Genomic DNA, 22,451 nt, shown 5'->3' with positions numbered 1-22,451 from the left:
GCGGGGCACCACTGGGCCGGGTTCACGCGGCGCCCCCGACCGCGGTCCGCGGCTCGGCAGCCGCCAGCAGCAGGCAGGTGTTGAAGCCGCCGAAGCCGAGGGTGAGGCTGATGCCGAGGGAGCCGGTGAACTCCCGGGGGCCGTCCGCGGCCAGCGGCAGGGCCAGTTCCGGCATGACCTTGCGGGTGTGCGGGAGCGGGGGCACGGTGCCGTGCCGCAGTGCGAGGAGCGTGGCGATGGCCTCCAGGGCGCCGGTGGCGCCGAGGGTGTGGCCGAAGGCCGGCTTGGTGGCGAACACGACCGCCTCCGACTCCGGGCCGAAGACGCTGCTGTAGCAGGCCGCCTCCGCCGTGTCGTTGGCGCGGGTGCCGGTGCCGTGGGCGTTGATCACCGCGATGTCCCGGGCGTCGGCCCCGGCCCTGGCCAGGGCGCGCCGCACGGCGAGGACCGCGCCGGCCCCGGTCTCGTCGGGGGCGGTCGGCCCTGTGCCGTCGTTGGACGCGCCCCAGCCGCGCAGCTCGCCCAGGATCCGGGCGCCGCGCGCCGTGGCCGCGGCCCGGGTCTCCAGCAGCAGGAAGCCGGCGCCCTCGCCGAAGAGGGTGCCGTCGCGGTCGATGTCGAAGGGGCGGACGGTGCCGGACGCCGCGAGGGTGCCGAGCGCCCGGTGTCCGAGGAGCTTGCCGTCGGTGAGCAGGTCGATGCCGCCGCACAGACAGCGTTCCGCCTCGCCGCCGGTGAGCAGGGCCGCGCCGGCCAGGACGGCGTCGGCGCCGGAGGAGCAGGCGGTGCTCACCGAGGCGGACCCGGCCACCCCCAGCCGGTCGGCGACGGCGGACGTCAGGGTGTGCGGCGAGGTCTCGGCGGCGTCGTCCAGGTGCGGGCCGAGGCTGCTGCCGAGCACCAGCGTCTCGACGTCCCCGGCCGGGCAGTCGGCGTCGCGCAGGGCGGCGGACGCGGTGGTCACGGCGAGCGAGATCTGCCGCTCGGACGGAGGTCCGGACGGTCCGCCGTCCGTCAGGAGGGCGGCGGGCGGACGGCCGTCACCCGCCGACTCCCGGATGCCGACGCGGCCGCTCGTCAGCTGCTGCCACACCTCGTCGAGACCGTCACCCAGTGCTGTGGTCCAGCTCATTCCGGTGATGCACACGGTCCGATCGCGGTCGGCTCTGCGGAAACCCCCCAATTAAATCCCCCCGGTGTTCCGATAAACGCTCTGAGCGAAGCTCCGCGTGACCCGCGTAACCGCGATGTGCCGATCGAAATTCTATTTGCATACAGCAATCGTATTTTAACGAAGGAGTTCTGGGGTGGCAAGGGACGCAGGCCGCGCTCACACCGGCGCCCGCGGCGGCCGGTCCCCGGGCTCAGGCGCCCAGCGGGTCCAGGGTCAGCGGCTCGATCTTGCCCTCCAGCATGGCGCCCAGGCCCTGCGCGGCGCAGATGTCGGGCCGATCCGCGATGTGCACCGGCATCCCGGTGGCCTGACGCAGCATCTGGTCGAAGCCCGGCAGCAGGGCGGAACCGCCGACCATCATGATCCCGCGGTCGGCGAGGTCGGCGACCAGGTCGGGCGGGCACTCGCGCAGCACCCTGCCGATGCCGTCGAGCACGGCGGTCAGCGGGGTCTCGATGGCGTCCCGTACGGCCGCGGTGTCGACCTGCACGGAACGGGCGAGGCCGGTGGCGACGTCCCGCCCGTGGATCTCGGTGGACGCGGGGCCCTGCGAGGTGAGGCCGTTGCCGGAGAGGGCGACCTGCAAGGGCCGGACGGACTGGCTGGGCAGCATCAACTCGTGCTCGTGGCGCAGGTGCTGGACGATCGCGTGGTCCACGGCCTCACCGCCCACCGGGATCCGCTCTGCGGTCACGATCGAGCCGAGGGAGAGTACGGCGACCTGGGTGGCGGCCGCCCCGCACACCATGATCATGGTGGCCTCGGGGCGTTCGACGGGCAGCCCGCAGCCGACGGCGGCGGCGATCAGGGTGTCGACGAGTTCCACGCGGCGGGCGCCGAGGCCCACCAGGGTCTCGATCGCGGCGCGCTGGGCGAGCGGGTCGGCGTCGTGCGGGGTGCAGGCGGCGGCACGCAGGAACGGCTTGCGGCGCAGCTGGCGGCGGATCTTGTCGCCGAGGAGATGGCGCAGCATGCGCTGCGCCATCTCGATGTCGACGACCGTGCCGCCGGAGACCGGGCGCACGACGCGGATGTAGTGCGGCGTGCGCCCGGTCATCTTCTCTGCGAACTCGCCGACCGCGATCAGGGCGCCCGTGCGGGTGTTCACCGCGGCGGCCGACGGCTGGTCGACGACGAGCCCGGCCCCCTTCACGTACACCCGCGTCCGCGCCGCTCCCAGGTCGACGGCGAAGTGGCAGCGGCGCAGCTGCTCCAGACTGGCGGTCATGGCAGATCCTCCCGAGAGCACAGACCGTGGGGGCTCGCCGGGCCGGAGGGCCCCTCGCGTGTGGGCCGCCGGGCGGTCGGCCTCCTTCGCATAGTGCGCGGGCGGGGAGGGGGCCGCCTGTTCTGGTGGGCCGGGCGAGGCGCGCCCGTATGGGGGTTTTGTCTCACCTGCCCAACGTAAGTATGAAATACAGTCAGGCCGGGGAGGCGCGCGGCCGGATCAGCCGAAGATGCCCTGACCCGGGACGAGGATCCCTTGCGGGTCGTACGTCCGCTTCGCCGACTCCAGTGCCGGCCAGGCCGGGCCGAAGTGGGTGCGCCAGTCGGCGGGCGTGAAGGGGATGCTGCCGACGGGGTAGTGGGTGCCGCCGGCCGCGGCGGTGGCCTCGTAGGCGGCGCGGTTGGTCGCCAGGAGACGGTCGACGGCGGCGGTGTCGTCCGGCGGAGCGGCGCTCAGCACGTCGAAGAGGTACGACACGGCGTCGTCGGAGGTACGCAGCAGCGGGGTGGTGAGGCGGTCGCCGCGCAGGGGGTAGAAGAGGATGACGGCCCCGGGGCCCGCGTCGGCCGGGGTGAGCCCGCCCAGGATCCGCGCGCCGAGGGCCGCGGCGGAGGCGCCGGGCAGCATGAGGTTGAGCCAGGGGTGGGCGTACGTCCAGATGCCGGCCGCCTTCATGGCGGCGATGACGGGGGCCAGCCGGTCGAGGAAGTCGTAGTAGGGCTGGTCGGTGGACTGGGCGCTCGCGGGGTCGTGGCGCAGACCGCGCAGCAGCGCCGTGTCGTCCGGCGCGGGCCCCACCGGCGGACCGTAGGCCACCGCCTCCAGGACGTAGACCCCGAACGCTCCGGCGGCGTCCGCGTGGACCTGTCCCTCGACGTAGTCGAAACGGCCGTCCTGGACCAGGAGGCGCTGGTCGTCGAGGAAGACCGCCAGGTCGTCGTAGGTCAGCTGGTAGCGCCGTACGGTCTCGGGTGCGGGGACCAGGCGCAGGGTGGCCTCGACGATGACGGCGCACTGGCCGAGGCCGGCCAGGACGGCGTGGAAGAGGTCGGCGCGCCGGGACGGGGAACAGCGCACCAGCTCGCCCGCCCCGGTGACGACCCGCAGTTCGGTCACGTTGTCGACCTGGGCGCCGTACCGGTGGGCCTGGCCGCCCAGACCGCCCACCGACAGGGTGCCGCCGACGGAGAGCTCGAGGTAGTCGGTGAAGACGGGCGGGGTGAGGCCGTGCGCGAGCGTGGCCTGGGCGACCGTGCTCCACCTGGCGCCCGCGCCGACGGTGACGGTGGTGCTGTCGGGGCCCAGCGGGCCGATGTCCGCGAGTGTCGCGGTCTCGATGACCAGACCGCCTTCCACCTGCGCCTGACCGAACGGGGCGTGTCCCTGGCCGCGCGGCGCGACCGGCAGACAGTGGTCGTTGCAGAAGCGGACCATGGCGACGACGTCACGGACCGAGCCCGGGCGCAGGACCGCCGACGGGCGCCGGTGCACGATGTGTCCGTAGTCGTCGGCCGCCGCCGTGAGTGTGAGGTCGTCCGTGACGAGCGTGCCGTCCAGCCGGGGAACCCTGGCCAGTTCGGTGACGGCCTCGGAGTCCGCCTCGGCCGTGGTCGCGGCCCAGCTGCGGGCGCCGGGATCGAAGCCGATCACCGCGGCTCCGGTGACCGTGAGTCCGCGCAGGACGGTACGTCTTGACGGTGTGATGGACATGCGTATTTCCCCCCAGAAATCTCCATGAGATCGTCAAATCCCCGTCAGCGTAGGTCAGTTGGCCACGCCCCGTGTCGAGATTCGTCGGTACCGCCGCCCGTGACGGTGCATCGCCCGGTTCGGCCGGCGCTACAGCGCGCGGGCCGCTTCCAGCACCGGGGTGAGGGAGGTGACCACCGCGTCACAGCCCGCCCCGTGCAGCGCCTGCTCGACGGTGGGATTGCGCGCGAGGCCGAGGAAGCGCACACCCGCCGCCCGGGCGGCGGCGAGCTCGGCGAGCGTGGAGCCGATCAGGACGCCGGTGGCGGCGGGCGCGTCGAGCGGCCGCAGGGCGTGCAGCAGACGGTGCGGATTCGGCGTGAGCCGGCCGAGGTCGTCGTCGCGGCCGTGGACGCCGGCCGGCAGCGGAAGCCGGTAGGACTCCAGGTAGCGGTGGACGGCCGCTTCACAGACGTCCGTGGCCACCCCGACCCGGCGCCCGGTGTCGTGGAGGGTGCGGACGAGGACGACGGAGTGGTGCGTCGTGGGCGCGTCCGGTACGGCGCTCAGCTCCAGCCGGTCGAGACGGTCCCGCAGCAGAGGGCCCAGCCGGTCCTGGGCGAAGGCCCGCAGCACGTCCAGCGGGTGCACGAACAGCTCCCGGCCCGTGGCGCCCGGGTCGCCCAGCGGACGGCCCGCCAGCGCGTCCTCGGGGTCGCGGTGTTCGGCGACGACGCCGAGCAGGTCGAGGGCGGCCGCACGGGCGGTCGTCGCCGTGAACAGCCGGGTCAGCGGGCCGTCGAAGCCGAACAGCACGGTCTCGGCGTCGGCGAGCAGGTCCTGGAGCGGGCGTGCGGAGCGGCCGGCCGGCCGGCGCACCTCGGGGGGCGGGGCGTAGTCCGGCGCGAGCGTGACCGCGCAGGTCACCGCCAGACCTGGCACCGGCCACCTGCCGAGCTGGGAGTTGACGGCCCGCTGCGCGCCGGCCGCCCGGCGGACGGAGTGGTGGCGGGTGATGCGCGAGCCCGCTGCCAGCAGATGCGCCAGCAGCCGCTCGGGCACGCCCGCGGTCTCCGCCCGCACGAACGCCACCGGGTCGTCGACCCGCCAGGTCAGCTCGACGGCGGCGGTGAAGACGCCCTTCCCGGAGCTCGGCAGGGAGATCCGGTCGACGGCGTGCTGCGGGGTCAGGTCGACCTCGTAGTACGTCGCCGGACGCGGCGGGCGGCCCCCGTAGGGCAGGACGGGGTCGAGGAGGGTGAGCGGGCTGTCGGGACGGGTGTGCACGATCGCGGTGCGGCCGGGCGCGGGGATGCCCAGCTGGCGGAGGTCGCGGGTGAGGAAAGGGCCGCGCACCAGGTTCCGGCCGCCGTTCCGGTCGTCCGCCGGGTCCGCCGTGCCCTCCTCCGGTGGCAGCGGGCAGTACCAGGCGAGCGGCGGGGCGTCCGGGGCGTCGCCGAACAGGGGCCGGAAGCGGTGCGGGCCGGAGGCGGCGGAGCTGTCGGCGAAGGCCGCGTAGAGGGCCGGGGGGACGGTGAGGAGGACGGGGGCGGCGCCCTGCGGGGGCGCGGGGGACTCGGGCCCGTCCTGGAACGTCACCCGCAGACGCGGCTGTTCGGCCGGCTCGGCGAGCGGGCCGGGGAGCCAGCGCAGGGCGGCGGCCAGCACCGGGAGGAGATACGCCTCGGGCTGGATCCGGACGACGTACCCGTTCGCGCGTACGTGGACCTCGTACTGCTGGGGCGTGAGATCGCCACGGGCGAGGACCTCGTGGACGGCGTATTCGAGGGTGATACGGGTTTCGGGGCGGGCGGTGAGGTCGGTGGCGGTCTCGAAGAGCAGGGTGGCCGTCCCGGCGGGCTGTCGCGGGGGTTCCTCGACGCCCCCGCCCAGCCTGCGTACCGTCTCCGCGCTCACCGTCGCGAACGCACCGGCCGTGCCGTCGGCCCCGCCCGCCTCCGCGCGGAACCCGCCCGTCGTGCGGCCCGCCCGTTCGTCGATCAACCCGCCGATCCGGTCCAGGAGTTCGCGGGTGCGGCCGCGTGTCGTGCGCGGCAGGGTACGCAGCAGCAGGTCGCGTACGCCGGGGCGGAAGTCGTACGAGCCGGGCGGACCCGGGACGGTGGTCAGCATGCCGCTGAGGATCACCTCGGCCAGGTGCTGGGGGCGCGGGTCGCGGTTCACGGCACGTTGGACGAGGCGCATCACCGGAACCGAGGGGACGGCCAGAGCCAGGTGGCCGGCCAGCCGGAAGGCCTCCCGGGAGGCGGTGGCGCGGAAACGCAGCACCAGGTCCTGGGCGGGCAGGGAGGCCGGGTCGGCGGCCTCCGGCCCGGCGGACCCGGGCGGGACGGGCGCCGGCGGCAGCCAGGCCACCGCACCCGGGGTGTGCGCCCCGCCCGGACTCGCGACCAGCGCCGCCCAGTTGGCCAGCCAGGGCGCGCCCGGCTCCAGGACGGGGAGCGGGAGGGCCGCGCCGGGCCGGGGCGCGGTCTCCGGGTCGTACGGCGTGAACGTGAGCGCGGAGAGCGGGGCCGCCCGGGTCGCGGAGAAGAGCAGACCCGGCTCGGCCGGGAGGGCCGTCGTGGGCCACAGGTGCTCCGGGAGCGGCTGTACGACGGCCAGCGGCATCCGGGTCGCCCAGTGCCGCAGGGTCCGGTACCAGCGCTCGCCCGCCGGGCCGGGGCGCCATTGCGGGCCCATGCAGTCGCTCACGATCAGGGTGACCGTCCGGCCGTCCGCCGGGGCGGGCACCTGCCGGGCCTCGCCGTCGGGCGTGGCCGGGTGCGAGGTGACCGTCCGGAAGACGCCCGACTGGGCGAGGACGGTGTGCAGTTCACGGACCAGGGGCCGCCAGACCGGCATCGTCGGGCCGGTGTCGTGGACGAGGTTGAGCCGCAGCCAGCGGTCGCGCGCGGGACGCAGCACGGGCAGCCAGACGTCCGGGTGGGCGCCCAGCCGCGCGATGCGGTCGGCCGTCGCCCGCTCGTCGAGGAGGCGGGCGCGCGCCGAGGGCACCGTGCGCTTCAGCGGGCGCAGGGCCCGCTGGAGGGCGAGGGGGTGCGGGAGCATCGCGGGCGCGGGCGCGAGGACGGGACGGCTCCCGGCGCCGCCGCCACCGGCGTCGCCACCGGAACCGGCGGCCGGCGCGGGCGTGGGGAGGTGGAGGGGGACACGGTCGGCCGGGTCGGCGGGCGCGGACTTGGGCGACGCACTCCCGGCCGTACGGTCGGCCGCGCTGTCGGGCGTGCTGCCGGCCGCGTCGTCAGGCGTACCGCCGGTGTCCCGATCGGCCTGCGCGGCCGCCGCGTCCGGCGCTGCCGGCTGTATCGGTTCCGACGGCTCCTCCGGGTCGCTCGACAGCCCGGCGAGCCACAGCAGTTCGGCCAGCTCGCGGGGGGTGGGCGTGGTGTCCGCCGCGGCCGTCAGCAGCGCGGTCAGCCGGTCCAGGGCGGACATGTCACCCCCCGGTGTCTCCTCAGAAGCCATCGCCGTCCGCCGTGGCGCTGAGGTACGGCATCAGTCGCTCCGCCAGTGCGTCGCGGGAGGCGGCGTCCAGACCGGCGACTCCGGTGAGGTAGAGCGCGTTCAGCAGCTGGTCGGTGGCGAGTTCGCCGTCGGCGGCGCGGGTCAGGAAGCGGTCGATGAGGTGTTCCGCCTCGCCCGGCGGGGTGTCGAGGTGGGCCCGGACGATCTCGGTGAGCTGTTCGCGGCCGGGGCGGCGCAGCTTCAGCCGGACACAGCGGCGCAGGAAGGCGGGCGGGAACTCACGCTCGCCGTTGCTGGTCAGGACGACGAACGGGAAGGCGCGGCAGCGCACCCGGCCCCGGGTGACGGCGACCGGGTCGTCCGAGCCGTCGGCCAGGACCCCGGCGGTGACGTCCTCGGCGGAGTGCCGGGCCGCGCGCATGAGTTCGGGGATCTCGTACTGGCCCTCCTCCAGGACGTTCAGCAGGTCGTTGGGCAGGTCGAGGTCGCTCTTGTCGACCTCGTCGACGAGGAGCGCGCGGGGGCGCTCGTAGGGCAGCAGGGCCGTGCCGAGGGGGCCGAGGCGCAGATGGTCCTCGACCCCGCCCCCGGCGTCCCCGTCCCGTTCACGCAACGCCGCCTGCCGGGCGGCGTACAGCCGGGACAGCGGGTCGTACTGGTAGAGGCCGTCGGCCAGCGTGGAGCGGCTGGTGATGTTCCAGCGCAGCACCGGGCCGAGACCCAGCTCGCGCGCCACCGCGTACGCCAGGGAGGACTTGCCGGTGCCCGGTGGACCGGTGACCAGCAGCGGGCGGCGCAGCACCAGGGCCGCGTTGACGAGTTCTACGCTCTCCGGGGTGGCGACGTACGAGCGGGCGCGGTGGACGCGGTCGGGGGAGACGGCCGCCTCGTCGTCGGCGTCCCGGGGCGGCGGCACGACGGGTTCGCCGTCGAACGCCCGCCAGGGCGGCGGCGCGGGCAGCCGGTCGATGCCGTCGTGCGGCTCGCTGTTCCCGGTGTAGACGGACCAGTGCGGCATGGTTCTCCGAAACTCTGGTGTGACTCGTGCGGCTCGGTGGCGGGGGCGGTGGCGGGGGCGGACGCGGCTCAGGTCACGGGGGAGTGGGGGTGGCCGGCCGCGTCGCCGTGCGGGTCGGCGAAGAGGCGCGGGTCGTCCCACAGCAGCTGGATGTCGTGCGCCCAGTGGCCGTCCTCCGCGTCGGCCTCCTCGCGCAGCGCCAGTACCCGGCGCGGGAGTTCGGCGGGCGATACGCCCGACACACTGGTGTCGAGCTCGTCCAGGAACGTCTTGCCCGCGCAGCCGTCCCCGCCGGCGCAGGACGCGTCGGGACCGCCGGCGCAGCCCTCACGCGACCAGATGACCATCGGGGCGGGCGCGTTGAGCGAGGTGTCGAAGTGCGGGCGGGTGTGGGACGCGGCCGGGGCGGTCGCGAAGCCGGCGAGACAGGCGTCGTCCCGGCGCAGCCGCACCCGGAGCCGGCGGGGTTCCTCGGGGCTGCCGCACTCGACCCGGTGCACCCGGGCGCCGGGCGTCGCGTCGAGCCGGTTCCACACCCGGGTCAGCTGGTGCCGGACACCCGCCCGGCGGCGCGCCTGGTCGGTGACGACGAGCGGATACACACAGCCGAGCGGTGTGTCGTCGTCGGGCGTGCTCGCCCAGCGGTCGACGGGCAGGTCGATCCAGTCGCGGGGCAGCGCGAACGCGAGCAACTCGTCGCAGCCGGGCGTCAGATACCGGAAGGCGGCCTCGATCCGGTCCTGCACGAAGGCGCGCAACCCGGCCCGCGGGACGGTGCCGGAGCCGACCGGATGCCGGCGGCCCCCGCTGTACGCGGACACCTCGACGCGGACGTGTCCGTCGCCCGCGCCGCTGTGCTGGAGGTCGACGAGGATGGGCGACCAGTCGGGTGCCGCGGCCGTCTCGGCGGCCGTCTCGACCGGCGCCTGGAACAGCGCCTCCACATGGGCGGTGAAGCGCGCGACGGTGACCGCCGCGTCGGCGCCGTCGACCTCGCACAGCACGAACAGGGCCGCCGACCACAGCGAGTCGAACCCCTCCTCGGGCGCGTCCGGGTCCAGCGGGCCCCGCGCGGACTCGTAGAGCCGCACGCGCCGCCCCGGATCGCCGTCCAGGCCCGCGCGGACGGCGCGTTCGACCAGCTCGCGCAGCCGGGCGCGGTCGGCGGTGCGGTGGTCGGAGGTGGGGACCAGGCCCTCCAGATCGGGCCAGTAGCGGGCCATGACCTCGGTGGGCATCATCCGCCCGTTGTGCACACCCCGGTCACCGGCGGCCGCGGTGACCATGCCGACGACCTCACCGGTGTCCACGAGGGTGACCGCGGCCCCGCTGAACCCCGGGGCGAGCGGCTGGCCGCCGGGCTGCCAGGCCTCCAGCTGGATCCACTCGCGGTTGAGCAACTGGGTGGCGGTGATGCGGTACTCGGCGAGGGTGCCCTCGTCGAAACCGACCGGGAAGCCGTAGACGACGAGCTTGCGGGGCCGGTCGGGCCGCCGGTCGTGGGCGGCGTCCACGGGGGCCAGCGCGGCCGGGGCGATCGGCACCTCGTGCGCCAGCTCCAGGACGGCCAGGTCGCCGAGGTCGGTGGTGCCGCCGCCCCAGCCGCCGTCGGCGACCACCCGGGCCGGTACGGCGGGGGCGCCGGGGCGTTCGGTGAAGGTCACCGTCAGAGCGTCCGGGTCGGCCTGCCGCACGACATGGGCGCAGGTCAGCACCCGCCGCGGGGTGACGAGGAAGCCCGCGCCCGCCACCTGGCCCGCGCTCTCGATCCGGGCGTGCCATTCGGCGCTGTTCATACGGTGGGGGAGGCGGGCGACCAGGTCAGCCGCACGACGAGGTGGCCCTCCGCCGTGCCCTTGGCGATGATCGCGCCGGTCTCCGCCGACAGCTTCACACCGAACTCGATCTCCACCCCGTCGGGCCGTAACGTCCCGTCGCGGAACACCCGCAGCGCGGACTCGGCGGCCGCGCGCACGCCTTCCAGGGCGCCCTCGAAGGTGCGGGCCGCCTGGACCGTCCCGTCGCGGGCCACCAGCCGGGAACCGGGCCGCGCCTCCGTGACCGCCTCGACGGCGACCACGGCACCGTCGTCGGTCCTGAACTCCACCAGTCCGTCCACGGTGCCCCCGTAACCCCTTTCCGGTACTCCTGCGGCTCTACGCGCATCCATTGTCACGGACGGTACTGGAGATTGTCCTGCGTTCAGTGCGCCTCCGTGATCCGGATCACCCCCAGCTCCACCAAGTCCTGCGGCCGGATACGGAGTTGATCGGCCGTCGCCTCCACCTCCCCCGGGGGCCGCTTGAGGATCGCCGCCGCCGACTCCGGTGCGATGACCGAGAAGTAGCTGTCCGGGGTGGCCCAGGTGCGGCCGGGCGCGGCCAGGGCCAGCGCGCCGCCGGAACCGCCCTCGCCGATGACCAGGGTGGTGATCGGCGTGCGGGCGGTGGCGACCACGCCGAACAGCTCCGCGATCGCCGCGCCCGCCCCCTGCCGTTCCGCCTCGGCGTCGTTGGCCGCGCCCGGGGTGTCCACCAGGGTCAGCACCGGGATGCCGAGCCGGTCCGCGAGGCGGATCAGCCGGGCGGCCGTGCGGTACCCGGAGGGCCGGGTCGCCGCCCCGGTCTGGGCGGCGTAGGCGACCGTACGGCCCCGGTGGACGCCGAAGCCGCACAGCATCCCGTCCGGGTCGACGCCGCCGCACCGGTCCCCGGAGATCGCGAGACGGTGGGTGAAGTAGGCGTCCAAGTAGGCCCGGGCGCGCGGCCGTTCCACCGCCCGAGCCCGCCGAACCGCCTCCCACCCGCTGCGAGGCAGATCCGCGACACCGAGAGCGACGGGAACGGGCGCGGGTTCGCGAAGCGACCCCGGCGGGGGCTCGGTCGGGGAGCCACCCGCGCCGGGCACGGCGCGTGTCTCGGCGGCGGCCGGTCCGCCGGGGGTGCCGTGGGTCTCGGCCTGCCGTGCTGCGGCCTCGCGATGCGATTCCGGTCGGGGATCGGCCCCGGGAGCCGTCGCCTCCTGTGCCGGGCCCGGCTCGTCGGGGGTGCCGGGGGTCTCCGCCGGACGATGCGCTCGCGGCGTTCCGTCGGTCAACAGCCGCAGCCACCGGCCCAGTACGTCCCGCAGCTCCGCCGGGGGCACCACCGCGTCCGCCGCTCCCGCCGCGACCTGGGCCCGAGCCGTGTAGGCGGCCGGGTCGGCGTCCGGCGGCCGGACCCGCGAGCCCGCGAAACCGACCTGGGCGTCCGGCAGCGCGAGCACCACGTCGGCGCCCGCGCCCAGGGTGGCCCAGCCCCCGCCGGTCGTCGGATCCCGCAGGACCGCGATCTGCGGCAGCCCGGCCTCCCGGGTGAGCGCCGACTGCCGCGCCACCCGCTGGAGTTGGGTGAGGGCGAGCATGCCCTCCTGCATCCGGCTGCCCCCCGTGGCGACCAACGGCACGACCGGCAACCGGTGTTCACGGGCGTACGTGTACGCCGCCTCCAGCCGGTCACCGGTGCGCTCGCCCAGCGAACCGCCCAGGAAGCCGAACTCGAAGGCGATCAGCACGGCCCGGGTGCCCCGGACGCTCGCCGTGCCGCAGACGACGGACTCCGACTCACCGGTGCGCCGGACGGCGCGCTCGCGCGAGGCGTCGTAGCCGGGCCAGCCGAGGGGCCCGTCGGGAGCGGACGCCCGCTCCCCGCCGGGCGGGTCGGGGAACCGGTCGAAGTCGTCGGCGACGAGGGCGATGATCTCGCGCGCGCTCGCCCGCCGCGTCGTCATGAGGGCAGCGCCCGCTTCATGATCTTCCCCATGTCGTTGCGGGGCAGCGCGTCGAGGTAGCGCACCACGCGGGGCCGCTTGTGCGGCGCCAGCCGACGGGCCACATGGTCGGCCAACTCGCCCTCGGCCGGCGGGGCTCCGGGATCCGCCGGCACGACCCACGCGACGATCCGCTCCCCGAGGTCCGCGTCCGGCTCCCCGGTGACGGCGGCCTCGCGCACCCCCGGATGCTCCAGCAGGGCGTTCTCGATCTCACCGGCCCCGATCTTGTACCCACCGCTCTTGATGAGGTCGGTCGCCTTGCGCCCGACGATCCGGACATAGCCGTCGGGATCGCGCACGGCCACATCACCCGTCCGGAACCAGCCGTCGGAGGTGAAGGCGGCGGCTGTCGCGTCCGGCCGGTTGAGGTACTCGGTGAACAGGTTCGGCCCGCGCACCTGGATCTCCCCGACGCGCTCCCCGTCGTACGCCTCGACGGCCGACCCGTCCTCGTCCACCAGCCGCAGCTCCACGCCGGGCAGCGGCACCCCGACGGTCCCCGCCCGCGCCTCCCCGTCCGCCCGGACACTGGTGTTCATCAGCGTCTCCGTCATCCCGTACCGCTCGATCACCCGCCGCCCGGTCGCGGCCGCGATCCGCTCGTGGTCGTGCACGGGCAGCGCGGCCGAACCGGACACCAGCAGCCGCGCCCCGGCGAGCGCCTTGGCCAGTGCGGGGTCGTCGGGCAGCGCCTCGGCGATGCGGTGGTACATCGTCGGCACCCCGAAGAGCATGCTCGCCCCGGTGCTCAGCTCCCGCGTCACGCCCTCCGTGCCGAACCGCCCGAGATGCCGTACGGACCCGCCGCGCCGCAGCGGCCCGAGGATCCCCAGCACCAGCCCGTGCACATGGAACAGCGGCAGCCCGTGCACGAGGACGTCCTCACCGGTCCACTGCCAGGCGTCGGCGAGCGCGTCCAGGGTCGTGGCGATCGCGCGACGCGGGATCACCGCGCCCTTGGGCGGCCCGGTGGTGCCGGAGGTGTAGACGACGAGGGCGGGGTCATCGTCACCCACGGGCACCCCGACCGGCGCCCCGACACCGTGCCCGTCGACGTCGATCCGTTCCAGCTCCCGTAGCGCGGCGGGCAGTTCGTCGCCCGGAGCCGCCAGCACCACCCGCGGCGCGCTGTCGCCCAGAATGTGCCCGAGCTCCTTGTCGCCCGACTTCGGGTTCAGCGGCACGGCGGCCACCCCGGCGAGCAGCGCGCCCACCACCGCGACGGCGGTCTCCAGCGACGGAGTCGCCCACACGGCGACCCTCCCCTCCCCCCGCACCCGTTCGCCGACGGCACCGGCCGCCGAGGCGAGCTGCGCGTACGTCAGGGAACGCTCGCCGAACCGCAGGGCGGGGCGCCCGGACGGATCGTCCGTCAGGGCCGGGAAGAGAGAGGACACGGAACGGGCTCCTTGAGTGGCTGCGGGACACAACAAACCCGTTCATACCCCACGCGCCCGGCCCTCACCTGTCAGGCCGCCGCCTCCACCACGTCCGCGACGACGCAGCTGACGTTGTCCGGCCCGCCGGCGCCGTTCGCGGCGCTCACCAGCGCGTGCACGGCGGCGTCCGGGGCCGGGGTCGTGCCGAGGAGGGCGTGGATGTCCTCGTCGGGGACGACGGTCGAGAGGCCGTCGGAGCACAGGAGGTAGCGGTCGCCGGGGCGGGCGTCGTGCAGACGGAGGTCGGGGGTGCCGTGGCTGCCGCCGGACAGGGCCTTCAGGAGCAGGGCGGGCTGGGGGTGGCTCAGGGCCTCCTCGGGGGTCAGCCGGCCCTCGTCGAGCAGAGACTGGACGACCGTGTGGTCGTGGGTGATGCGGAACAGGCCGCCGTCGCGCAGCAGGTAGGCGCGGGAGTCCCCGATGTGGACGAGGGCCAGGCGCGATCCCGTCCACAGCAGCGCGGTCAGCGTGGTGCCGGTCTCGTCGGTGCCGTCGGACACGTCCCGCACGGCGTCGCTCGCGCCCCGCACCGCGTCCTCCAGCAGGTTGAGCACCCCGCCCGCCGGCGCCTCCTCGGTGTCGAGGAACTTCAGCGCCTCGACGGCGGCGCTGCTCGCGGGCCCGCCGGCCGTCCCGAATCCGTCGGCGACGGCGAGGAGCCGGGCGCCCGCGTAGGCGGTGTCCTGGTTGGCGGGCCGGACCAGGCCCCGGTCGGAGTGGGCGGAGTAACGGAGTTCGAGCATGGCGGTGTCCCTTCGTGAGGTGTCCGAGAGGTGGTCCACGAGGAACGCGGCGAGATCCCGTCGTACGGCCGTCTCCGCCTCGACCCGCGCCCAGTACGCGCGGATCTCCCGGGCGGCGGCCGGATCGTCGAGGGCGCGGATCTCCCGGATCCGGGCCAGCGGCATGCCGAGTCGTCGCAGCCACGCCACGAGCCGGGCCTGTTCCAGCTGCTCCACCGCGTAGTGGCGGTACCCGGTGTCCGGGTCGACCCGGGCGGGCCGCAGCAGGTCCAGCTCGTCGTACAGACGCAGTGCCTTCGGCGACAGCCGGCAGGCCCGTGCGAAGGCGCCGATCGTCAGCGTCCGTATGCCCATCCCGGTCTCCCCGTTGCTGTTGCTGTCGCTGCCGCTTCCGTGTTCCCGCCACCGATGCTGGGGCCTCCCCGAAGGGGAGGGTCAAACGGGTTGTCCCGGTCGCGGGGAGGGCCGTTAACCTGCGGTGGTACTACACAGACGTACGAATACCGACGTACGGATGTACAGATGTACGAGAACGGAGTCCCGCCGTGCCCCGAGTCGCCCTCGTCACCTACGACCCCCGGCCGGAGCCGAGCAAGGACAGCGACCTGCCCGGGCTGCGGGCGGCGCTGGCGGCGGCCGGGGCCGAGGCGGACGTCGTGTGCTGGGACGACGCCGACGCCGACTGGGCCTCCTACGACCTCGCCGTCATCCGCTCGACCTGGGACTACAGCTGGCGTGCCGCCGAGTTCACGGCCTGGGCGGAGCGGTGCGGCAAGCTGACGCGGCTGGCCAACCCGGCCTCCGTCGTGCGCTGGAACACCGACAAGCGGTACATCGGGGAGCTCGCGGCGGCCGGGGTGCCCACGGTCCCCACCCGCTATCTCGCCCCGGGTGACGCCGACGCCCCCGCGGGGCTGCCGGGCGACCACGAGTACGTCGTCAAGCCCACCTCCGGCGCCGGCGCACGGTACGCGGCCCGCTACACGCCCGACCAGCACGAGGCGGCCGTACGGCACCTCGCGCGGATGCACGCCGAGGGGCTGACGGCGATGGTGCAGCCGTACATGCGGAGCATCGACACCGGCGGCGAGCGGGCCCTCCAGTTCTTCGGCGGGCGCCTGCTGCACGCCAGCCGCAAGCGGGCCGTACTGGCCCCCGGCACCGCCTTCGACGCGGACAAGGTCGCCCACCCCGGTCTGGAGCCGTGGACCCCGACCCCGGCCGAGCTCGCGGTCGCCGAACGCGCCCTGGCCGCCGTACCGGACGCGCCGGAGCTGCTCTACGCCCGGGTCGACGTCGTGGACGGCGACGACGGGGAGCCGCGCGTGATGGAACTGGAACTGGTCGAGCCGAACCTGTTCCTGTTCCTGCACCCGGAGTCGGTGTCGGCCGTCGTGGCGGCGATCCTGGCGGCGGCCGCCACCGCCTGACGACCGCCCCCGCTCCCGAGCCCCCACCGGCCGGCCCCTACTCCCGGACCCCCGTCCGCTGGAGCAGCCCCCAGGTGAACTCGGCGACGACCTCCCGTCGCACGCCCCAGCCGTCCGGGGCCGTGAAGGCCAGTCCCCAGCGGGTGGGGGCGGTGCCCTCCAGCGGGCGGGCCGGGGCGAAGGCGGTCGCGGCCTCGTCGACCGTGCAGGACCAGGGGGTGAGGTCGTCGAGGCTCGTCAGGCGCGGCGGCGCGGCTCCCGGGGCGCGGACCAGCCACTCGTTCCAGACGCCGCCGTTCGGTGCGAGGAGCACCTCGAAGCGCAGGTCGGGCCAGAGGGGCAGCGGCCAGAGCCAGGCCTCGCAGTCGAGGTCCCCGACACGGCGGGGCGCCCGGGACTCCGGTTCGCCGAGGACCGATCGGTAGCGGGCCAGCGCGCCCCGGGCGTGCGGAGAGTGGAGCATCGCCTGCCAACGCTTGTTGGCCTCCCGCATCTGTGCGAGGGAGATGCCCAGCGCATGGCGGGCGTCCTCCACCTGATCAGGGTTGTGATCGGCCATGCGGCGCAGCAGGACCTGTTGGAAATCGAGCGCCGTGAAGGAGCCGGTGAGGCGTTTCTGGGTCGGCATGCTCTCCATCCTGGCCCACTCGGCGGCCCGTCCCGGGCCACTGTGCGTTTCCCGACCATTGCCCGGCGCAACGCGTTATGACAGCCTGTGTTCGTCATGCCGATCGCCTGTTGAAATCTCGAACACAGGCACTGAGAACGACTACCTAAGGGAGGGGGCCGGTTGTGGGACGCCTCGTACCTGCCGTGACCCGAGCTCTCGACATTCTCGAGCTCTTCCTCGACGGGGACGGTTCGCTCTCCGCCCCCGACATCGTGCGCAAGCTCCAGCTTCCGCGCACCACCGTGCACGAATTGGTGACCACGCTCTCGGCGCGGTCGTACATCGTGGCCGTACCGGGACAGCCCGGACGGTACCGCCTGGGCGTACGTCCTTACCAGCTCGGCAGCCGCTACGCCGAGCAGCTCGACCTCGCCGCCGAGGGTCAGCAGGTTGCGCGCACCGTCGCTGAGACGTGTGACGAGACGGTCCACGTGGCGATCCTGGAGGGCACGGACGTCATCTACATCGCCAAGGTCGACTCCACGCACGCGGTCCGGATGGTGTCGGCCGCCGGCCGTCGTCTTCCGGCCCACTGCACCTCCGTCGGCAAGATGCTGCTGGCCTCGCTCTCCGAGCCGGAGCTCAGCGCACGCATCCCCGACGACGCCGACCTGATCCGGATGACCCCGAACAGCATCACCGAGCCCGGCGCCCTGCGCGAGGCCCTGGCGGAGATCCGGGAGCGGGGCGTCGCGGTGGAGAGCCGCGAGTCCAACCCGGACGTCAGCTGTGTGGCGGCGCCGGTGCGCGACCGCACGGGCCAGGTCGTCGCCGCCCTGTCCATCTCCGTGCCGATGATCCGCTGGAGCGACGAGCGCCGCGTGGAACTGGAGCAGCTCGCCGCGAAGGGCGCCGCCGAGCTGTCCGAGCTGCTGGGCTACCGGAGCGTGGCATGACGACGTCGTACGAGGTGGCCGTGCGGGCCGAGGCGACCCTCGGCGAGGGACCGACCTGGGACCCGGCCACCGGCCGGCTCCTCTGGCTCGACATACTCGGCTCCCGCCTGCACGGCTACGACCCCTCGACCGGCCACCGCACGGTCCGGGTGACCGACCAGCACGTGGGCGCGGCCAAGCCCCGCGCCGGGGGCGGCCTGGTCCTCAACCTCCGGGACGGCGTGGGCCTGCTCGACCCGGACGGCAGCTTTCGCTGGCTGCACCACGAGCCGGTCCCCGGCCGCCGCGCCAACGACGCCGCCGTAGCGCCCGACGGCTCCCTCTGGGCCGGCACCATGCGCTACGACGAGGCCCCGGGCGGCGGCACCCTGTTCCGGGTCACCGGCGACGGCTCGGCCCAGCCGGTCCTCGACGACGTGGCGGTCAGCAACGGCACGGGCTGGAGCCCGGACGGGACGCTGATGTACTACATCGACTCGCCGACGCGCCGGGTCGACGTCTTCGCGTACTCGGCGGACGGGCGGGTGAGCGACCGCCGCACCCTCGTCGAGATCGAGGACGGCGCCGGCTTCCCCGACGGCCTCACCGTGGACGCCGACGGCTGTGTGTGGGTGGCGCTGTGGGACGGGGGAGCGGTACGCCGCTACACCCCGGCGGGCGAACTTGACCGGGTGCTCACCCTCCCGACCCCGAGGGTCACGGCCTGCGCGTTCGGCGGGGCCGACCTGACCGACCTGTACATCACCACCGCCCGGGTGGGCCTGGAATCACCGCACCCGGTGGCGGGATCGCTGCTGGTGGTACCGAGCGCCGGGAAGGGACTGCCCCAACCGGCGTTCGCGGGCTGAACCCGGGCCCGACGGGCAGACGAACCCGGGCACTCGGCCCGGCGCAGGGCGCGCCGACGGCCTGGTGGGGCGCGGGCGGCCCTGCGCGGCGCGGGCGGCTAGGTGCAGGGCGGCCCGACGGGCCCTGTGCGGCGCGGGCGGCTCGGTGCAAGGCGGCACGGACGGGGCCGGATCGGCGCAGGGCGGGCCGACGGCCTGGTGGGGCGTGGGCGGCTCGGTGCGGGTAGCCGGCTCGGCAGGACGGGCCGAGCGCCCGGTGCGGCGCGGGCGGCCCGGTTCAGGGCGGTGCGGGTAGCCGGATCGGCGCAGGGCGGGCCGACGGCCCGGTGCGCGCGGGCGGTCCGGTGCAGGGCAGGTGGACGGCCCGTGCCGCCCGTCCGCTCGGCACCGGCCGTCCGCCCGGCGCCCGGGGCTACTCCAGCCCCGCCCGCTTCAACTCGTCCCCGGTCAACGGCGGTCCGGTCAACGCCGGTTTCCACGGCCCCATCGCGGCCGCCAGCAGCACCGACGGAGCCAGCAGCACCTCAGGCCCCCGCTCCAGCGACGTCACGTCCGTCACCCGGCGGGCGATCCGTCCGTTGCCGGTGGCCGTGAGCATCAGGCGGCCGACATACGCGGCCACGAGCCGGTCGCGGAGGGTGGGCCCGTCCTCCGTCGCGCCCGGACAGAACACGTCCTGGCCGACGGCGAGGTCCCACGCGGTGCTCACGGGCCGGGCCACCGCCTTCTGCACCCGCCGGGACAGCCCCGCGGAGCCCCATCCCCGTCGGCGCACCACGTCCCGCAGGATCACCGCGCTCTGGGCGGCTACGGCCAGACCGTGGCCGTAGAGCGGGTTGTACGCGGCGAGGGCGTCGCCGACGACGGTGAGGTTCTCCGGCCAGACCGGCATCCGCTCGTAGAAGTGGCGACGGTTGACGGTGGCCCGGGTGTACGCCACGTCGGAGACCGGCTCGGCCTGCTCGATGAGCTCACCGATGACGGGGTGGCGCAGTTCCTCGCGGGCGAAGCGGACGAAGTCGTCGCTCTCGGTGGAGGGTTCGCCGCCCCGGGTGCCGTTGAGCGTGACGATCCAGTGCCCGTCCTCGATGGGCAGCAGAAACCCCGCCCGTCCCGGCCCCTCGGCACGCGGGTCGGGCTGCACGTTGACGATCGGATACCCGGACCGGGCCTGCTCGGGCGCGCGATAGAGACGACTGGCGTACGCCAGCCCGGAGTCCACCTCCCGCCGCTCCACCTCGGGCAGCCCCAGCTCGGTCAGCCACCGGCCGACCCGCGACCCGCGCCCGGTCGCGTCGACCACCAGCCCCCCGGAAACCACCCACTCCGCACCCGCCTCCGGGCCCGGGCCCGCGCCCGCGCCCGCGTCCGCGTCCGGAGCCGTACCCGCGCCCGCGTCCGGCCCTGCGCTCGTAGCCGAGCCGGAGTCCGGGGCCGGGTCTGCGGCTGTGTTCGAGCCCGTCGACGAACGGGCGTCTCCGCCCGCAGCCCCCGTCCTCGCGTCCGGCACCGCGGCGGCTCCCGGCGCGGTGCCGGTCCGGGCTCTCACCCGCACCCCCGTGACCGTCCCCGCGTCGCCCGTCAGGCCCAGTACCTCTACGCCGGAGAGCAGTTCGATCCGGTCGTCCGCGAGGACCTGCGCGCGGATCGTCGCGTCCAGGAGGTCGCGGCCGGCCAGGATCACGTGGTGCGACTCGGGCCACCGTCGGAACCAGCCCCGTGCGCCCATGACGACCATGTCCGTGGTGACCGGCGCCCGGCGTGCCCCGGCGGCCAGGAGGGCCTCGGTGACGCCCGGCAGCAGTTCCTCCACCGCCCGCACCCCGCCCGACCACAGCATGTGGGCGTGGCGGGCCTGCGGCAGTCCCTTACGCGGGGCGGGGCCGTCGGGCAGTACGTCCCGCTCGACGACGACGACCCGGTCGGCGAGGCCGGCCAGGGCGCGTGCCGCGAGCATGCCCGCATGGGATCCCCCCAGGACTACGGCGGTTCTGGCGGGGTTGGAGGGTTCACTCATGCGTGGACATGCTCTCTGCCGGGGCGGCCGCGTGAGCGCGGACCGCCTGGATGTCGACGGGGTGGCGAAGGACGCGGGACACGGCCTGGATCTCCCGCAGGAGATAGGTGGTGTCCGGACGGGAGGAGGAGGACCCGGACGGGTCGGACGAGGCGGTGGGGGAGGTGGGGGGCGTGGGGGCGGCGGCGGCCTCCGGGGGCTCCGGGTGCCGCAGCGCCCGTGCCCGGGCCTCGACCGCGTCCAGGAGCGTCACGGCGGCGGCGAGGGCCTGCGCCCGGCCGCGCTCGAAGCCGAGGGCGACGCCGGCGTCGTAGGACCGCGCGCGCAGGTCGTCGTCGAGGTGCCGGGCGAGCTGGAGCAGCGCGTCGCGGATGAACGTCTCGCGCCGGATCAGCCGCAGTTCCGGCGTGGCGCGCAGGTCGAAGGGCTCGCGGGCGCCGGTGACGCTCCGCATCAGCCGGGACAGGGGCCGCAGGCTCCGGTGCCGGCGGCGGATCCGCCACCGTTCCTGGAGGTACTGGCCGGCGTGCGGGACGATGAAGCCGATCGCGACCAGGGTGGCGGCGATGCACGCGGCCGACGGGGCGATGTTGGTGTTCAGCCAGTCCAGGTCGTGCCCGGTCCAGCGGGCCCCGACGGCCGTCAGCTTGGCCGCGCTGAACAGCAGGTTCGTCACATAGCCGGCCCCCAGGAACCGGAGTCCCCAGCGCAGCCAGGCGTCGAGGCCCTCGGTGCGGCTCCAGTTCCAGACGAGCCGGGCGGTGACCGAGCAGGCCACCGTGTGCGCGACCAGGTAGAGCAGGATCTCCTCGCGCATGAAGGGCGTGTTGGCGTAGTACGTGTCCAGGTCCCGGATCTGTTCCACGGGGACGTCGGCGAGCGCGAAGAGCACCCACAGCGCGACGACCACCCCCGCGTAGACGGAGACCACCCAGCGGGTCGCCCGGCGGGTCTGGGCCGAGCGCTCGGTACGGCCGTTGCGCCAGGCGATGATCAGCAGCAGCCAGGACGCGGAGAGCGCGGTGAGCAGCGAGTACACCCAGGGCGCCGCGATGTTCGGCACGCCGGTGACCCGGTTGGTCCAGGCGATGGTCTTGGGGGCCGCGAAGACGAACACGGCGCAGGCGAAGACCAGCAGACCGCCGACGGCGCGCAGCAGCGGGTCCCGCCAGAGCTTGAGGATGCTGGGCAGCTTGATGGCGAGGGCCGCGCCCAGGACCACGGTGGGCAGCCAGAAGGAGACGTACAGCCCGTGGCTCACCGCGCCGTGTCCCTGCGCCCGCGATAGCCCAGCGTCCGCTGGACGGCGGCGGTCTCCCCGCCCGGTCCGGCGGCGGCCGGTCCCGAGTCGGACAGGTAGCGCCGGAAGCGGGCGGCGAGACGGTGGCCGAAGTCGTCGGCCTCGGCCTCGTCGTCCTCCCGGGAGCCGTTGCGGGCGGCGACGGTCAGCGCGAGGGAGTCCCAGCCGGACTGTCCGGCCAGCACGCCCGCCGCCACCGTGCCGACGCCGTGGTGGTGATGCCGGTGACCGGCGTGCAGATGCCACAACTCATGGCCGAGTATGACCAGCTGTTGCACGTCCTCGGCCCGCTCCTCGACGATGACCAGGTCGAAGTCCTGGAACTCCACCCAGAGCCCGGTCACCTCGATCTCGTCGGGGAACCGCTCGAACCGCACCTCGACGGGGCGCCCGCCGCGCCGCGCGGACATCTCCTCGCACAGCGCCCGGCACACGTCCCGCACACCGGCCGGCCGGCCGGGGCGCGCCCGTAGCGCGGCGGAGAGATCGCCGGTCAGCTCGCGCATGGCCGGTCCGGTCCTCGCGCGCCGCAGCGCCGAGCCGATCCGGGCCGCCCTCCCGCGCGCGCCCGCGATGTCCATCCGCTCCCCCTTCTCAACCGCCGTACGGCAGCCCGTTCGAGCCTACGCGGCCGGTTGTGCCCACGTCACGGGAAGTCTTCACGGGGTCACCGGGGGCCGCCGATAGAAAGCGCTGTCAT

Annotated in this window: 17 protein-coding genes; 3 read left to right on the top strand and 14 right to left on the bottom strand. The window is 74.9% G+C overall.

What is annotated here, in order from left to right; translation table 11 throughout:
• Nucleotides 1-22: 22 nt before the first annotated feature.
• The 10 genes from G9272_RS15020 to G9272_RS14975 form a co-directional block, all read right to left on the bottom strand.
• Nucleotides 23-1,132, bottom strand: coding sequence for a beta-ketoacyl synthase N-terminal-like domain-containing protein (locus G9272_RS15020; RefSeq protein WP_171397054.1), 1,110 nt, complete (start codon nt 1,130-1,132; stop codon nt 23-25).
• Between the two features lie 232 nt (nt 1,133-1,364).
• On the bottom strand, nt 1,365-2,402 hold the full coding sequence (locus G9272_RS15015) for a rod shape-determining protein (protein ID WP_171397053.1): 1,038 nt from the start codon (nt 2,400-2,402) through the stop codon (nt 1,365-1,367).
• 219 nt (nt 2,403-2,621) lie between these two features.
• Nucleotides 2,622-4,112 carry an FAD-binding protein gene (locus G9272_RS15010; RefSeq protein WP_171397052.1) on the bottom strand — a complete coding sequence of 497 codons (1,491 nt, stop codon included), beginning with the start codon at nt 4,110-4,112 and terminating at the stop codon, nt 2,622-2,624.
• Nucleotides 4,113-4,241: 129 nt separating this feature from the next.
• Nucleotides 4,242-7,550: an SAV_2336 N-terminal domain-related protein gene (locus tag G9272_RS15005; protein WP_216377907.1), complete on the bottom strand. Its 3,309-nt coding sequence runs from the start codon at nt 7,548-7,550 to the stop codon at nt 4,242-4,244.
• A gap of 19 nt (nt 7,551-7,569) precedes the next feature.
• The gene (locus G9272_RS15000; protein WP_171397050.1) at nt 7,570-8,598 is read right to left on the bottom strand and encodes an AAA family ATPase; all 1,029 of its coding nucleotides are present in this window, start codon (nt 8,596-8,598) and stop codon (nt 7,570-7,572) included.
• 68 nt (nt 8,599-8,666) lie between these two features.
• Nucleotides 8,667-10,394: a trypsin-like peptidase domain-containing protein gene (locus G9272_RS14995; RefSeq protein WP_171397049.1), complete on the bottom strand. Its 1,728-nt coding sequence runs from the start codon at nt 10,392-10,394 to the stop codon at nt 8,667-8,669.
• Entirely contained in the window at nt 10,391-10,717 is a 327-nt protein-coding gene (locus G9272_RS14990) for a CU044_2847 family protein (protein ID WP_171397048.1), read from the bottom strand. The genes G9272_RS14995 and G9272_RS14990 overlap by 4 nt, the downstream gene beginning before the upstream one ends.
• A gap of 83 nt (nt 10,718-10,800) precedes the next feature.
• A complete protein-coding gene (locus tag G9272_RS14985; protein WP_171397047.1) occupies nt 10,801-12,366 on the bottom strand; it encodes a carboxyl transferase domain-containing protein in 1,566 nt (521 codons plus the stop codon).
• Nucleotides 12,363-13,805, bottom strand: coding sequence for an acyl-CoA synthetase (locus tag G9272_RS14980; RefSeq protein WP_171397046.1), 1,443 nt, complete (start codon nt 13,803-13,805; stop codon nt 12,363-12,365). Before G9272_RS14980 ends, G9272_RS14985 begins: the two co-directional genes overlap by 4 nt.
• A 71-nt stretch (nt 13,806-13,876) precedes the next feature.
• Complete coding sequence (locus G9272_RS14975) at nt 13,877-14,938, bottom strand: MerR family transcriptional regulator (RefSeq protein ID WP_437184366.1); 1,062 nt, start codon at nt 14,936-14,938, stop codon at nt 13,877-13,879.
• A gap of 197 nt (nt 14,939-15,135) precedes the next feature.
• Here G9272_RS14975 and G9272_RS14970 point away from each other — a divergent pair, with 197 nt between their 5' ends.
• A complete protein-coding gene (locus G9272_RS14970) occupies nt 15,136-16,020 on the top strand; it encodes an ATP-grasp domain-containing protein (protein ID WP_171397044.1) in 885 nt (294 codons plus the stop codon).
• Between the two features lie 37 nt (nt 16,021-16,057).
• On the opposite strand, the gene G9272_RS14965 is transcribed toward G9272_RS14970, so the two are convergent.
• Nucleotides 16,058-16,648: a hypothetical protein gene (locus G9272_RS14965; protein ID WP_171397043.1), complete on the bottom strand. Its 591-nt coding sequence runs from the start codon at nt 16,646-16,648 to the stop codon at nt 16,058-16,060.
• 164 nt (nt 16,649-16,812) lie between these two features.
• On the opposite strand from G9272_RS14965, the gene G9272_RS14960 reads away from it, so the two are divergent.
• A complete protein-coding gene (locus G9272_RS14960; protein WP_142264099.1) occupies nt 16,813-17,586 on the top strand; it encodes an IclR family transcriptional regulator in 774 nt (257 codons plus the stop codon).
• On the top strand, nt 17,583-18,434 hold the full coding sequence (locus G9272_RS14955; RefSeq protein ID WP_171397042.1) for an SMP-30/gluconolactonase/LRE family protein: 852 nt from the start codon (nt 17,583-17,585) through the stop codon (nt 18,432-18,434). The genes G9272_RS14960 and G9272_RS14955 overlap by 4 nt, the downstream gene beginning before the upstream one ends.
• A 412-nt stretch (nt 18,435-18,846) precedes the next feature.
• Here G9272_RS14955 and G9272_RS14950 read toward each other — a convergent pair whose 3' ends face one another.
• From G9272_RS14950 to G9272_RS14940, 3 genes are read right to left on the bottom strand one after another with little or no spacing between them, the layout of a single operon-like run.
• The gene (locus tag G9272_RS14950; protein ID WP_171397041.1) at nt 18,847-20,391 is read right to left on the bottom strand and encodes a pyridine nucleotide-disulfide oxidoreductase; all 1,545 of its coding nucleotides are present in this window, start codon (nt 20,389-20,391) and stop codon (nt 18,847-18,849) included.
• A 52-nt stretch (nt 20,392-20,443) separates the two neighbouring features.
• Entirely contained in the window at nt 20,444-21,712 is a 1,269-nt protein-coding gene (locus tag G9272_RS14945) for an MAB_1171c family putative transporter (RefSeq protein ID WP_171397040.1), read from the bottom strand.
• Nucleotides 21,709-22,332 (bottom strand): toxin-antitoxin system, toxin component family protein, encoded by a 624-nt coding sequence (locus G9272_RS14940; RefSeq protein WP_171397039.1) that lies wholly within the window; start codon nt 22,330-22,332, stop codon nt 21,709-21,711. Before G9272_RS14940 ends, G9272_RS14945 begins: the two co-directional genes overlap by 4 nt.
• Between the last annotated feature and the right edge of the window lie 119 nt (nt 22,333-22,451).

Source organism: Streptomyces asoensis (genome assembly GCF_013085465.1).
GTDB classification, from domain to species: domain Bacteria; phylum Actinomycetota; class Actinomycetes; order Streptomycetales; family Streptomycetaceae; genus Streptomyces; species Streptomyces cacaoi_A.
This window is presented reverse-complemented; position numbering and strand designations above follow the sequence as displayed.

What these genes read in the sequence shown, in the direction of transcription:
- G9272_RS15005 (WP_216377907.1), bottom strand. Translation starts at nt 7,550, where the DNA reads ATGTCCGCCCTGGACCGGCTGACCGCGCTGCTGACGGCCGCGGCGGAC.
- G9272_RS14965 (WP_171397043.1), bottom strand. Translation starts at nt 16,648, where the DNA reads ATGCCGACCCAGAAACGCCTCACCGGCTCCTTCACGGCGCTCGATTTC.
- G9272_RS14995 (WP_171397049.1), bottom strand. Translation starts at nt 10,394, where the DNA reads ATGAACAGCGCCGAATGGCACGCCCGGATCGAGAGCGCGGGCCAGGTG.
- G9272_RS15015 (WP_171397053.1), bottom strand. Translation starts at nt 2,402, where the DNA reads ATGACCGCCAGTCTGGAGCAGCTGCGCCGCTGCCACTTCGCCGTCGAC.
- G9272_RS14940 (WP_171397039.1), bottom strand. Translation starts at nt 22,332, where the DNA reads ATGGACATCGCGGGCGCGCGCGGGAGGGCGGCCCGGATCGGCTCGGCG.
- G9272_RS15020 (WP_171397054.1), bottom strand. Translation starts at nt 1,132, where the DNA reads ATGAGCTGGACCACAGCACTGGGTGACGGTCTCGACGAGGTGTGGCAG.
- G9272_RS15000 (WP_171397050.1), bottom strand. Translation starts at nt 8,598, where the DNA reads ATGCCGCACTGGTCCGTCTACACCGGGAACAGCGAGCCGCACGACGGC.
- G9272_RS14985 (WP_171397047.1), bottom strand. Translation starts at nt 12,366, where the DNA reads ATGACGACGCGGCGGGCGAGCGCGCGCGAGATCATCGCCCTCGTCGCC.
- G9272_RS14950 (WP_171397041.1), bottom strand. Translation starts at nt 20,391, where the DNA reads ATGCTCGCGGCACGCGCCCTGGCCGGCCTCGCCGACCGGGTCGTCGTC.
- G9272_RS14955 (WP_171397042.1), top strand. Translation starts at nt 17,583, where the DNA reads ATGACGACGTCGTACGAGGTGGCCGTGCGGGCCGAGGCGACCCTCGGC.
- G9272_RS15010 (WP_171397052.1), bottom strand. Translation starts at nt 4,112, where the DNA reads ATGTCCATCACACCGTCAAGACGTACCGTCCTGCGCGGACTCACGGTC.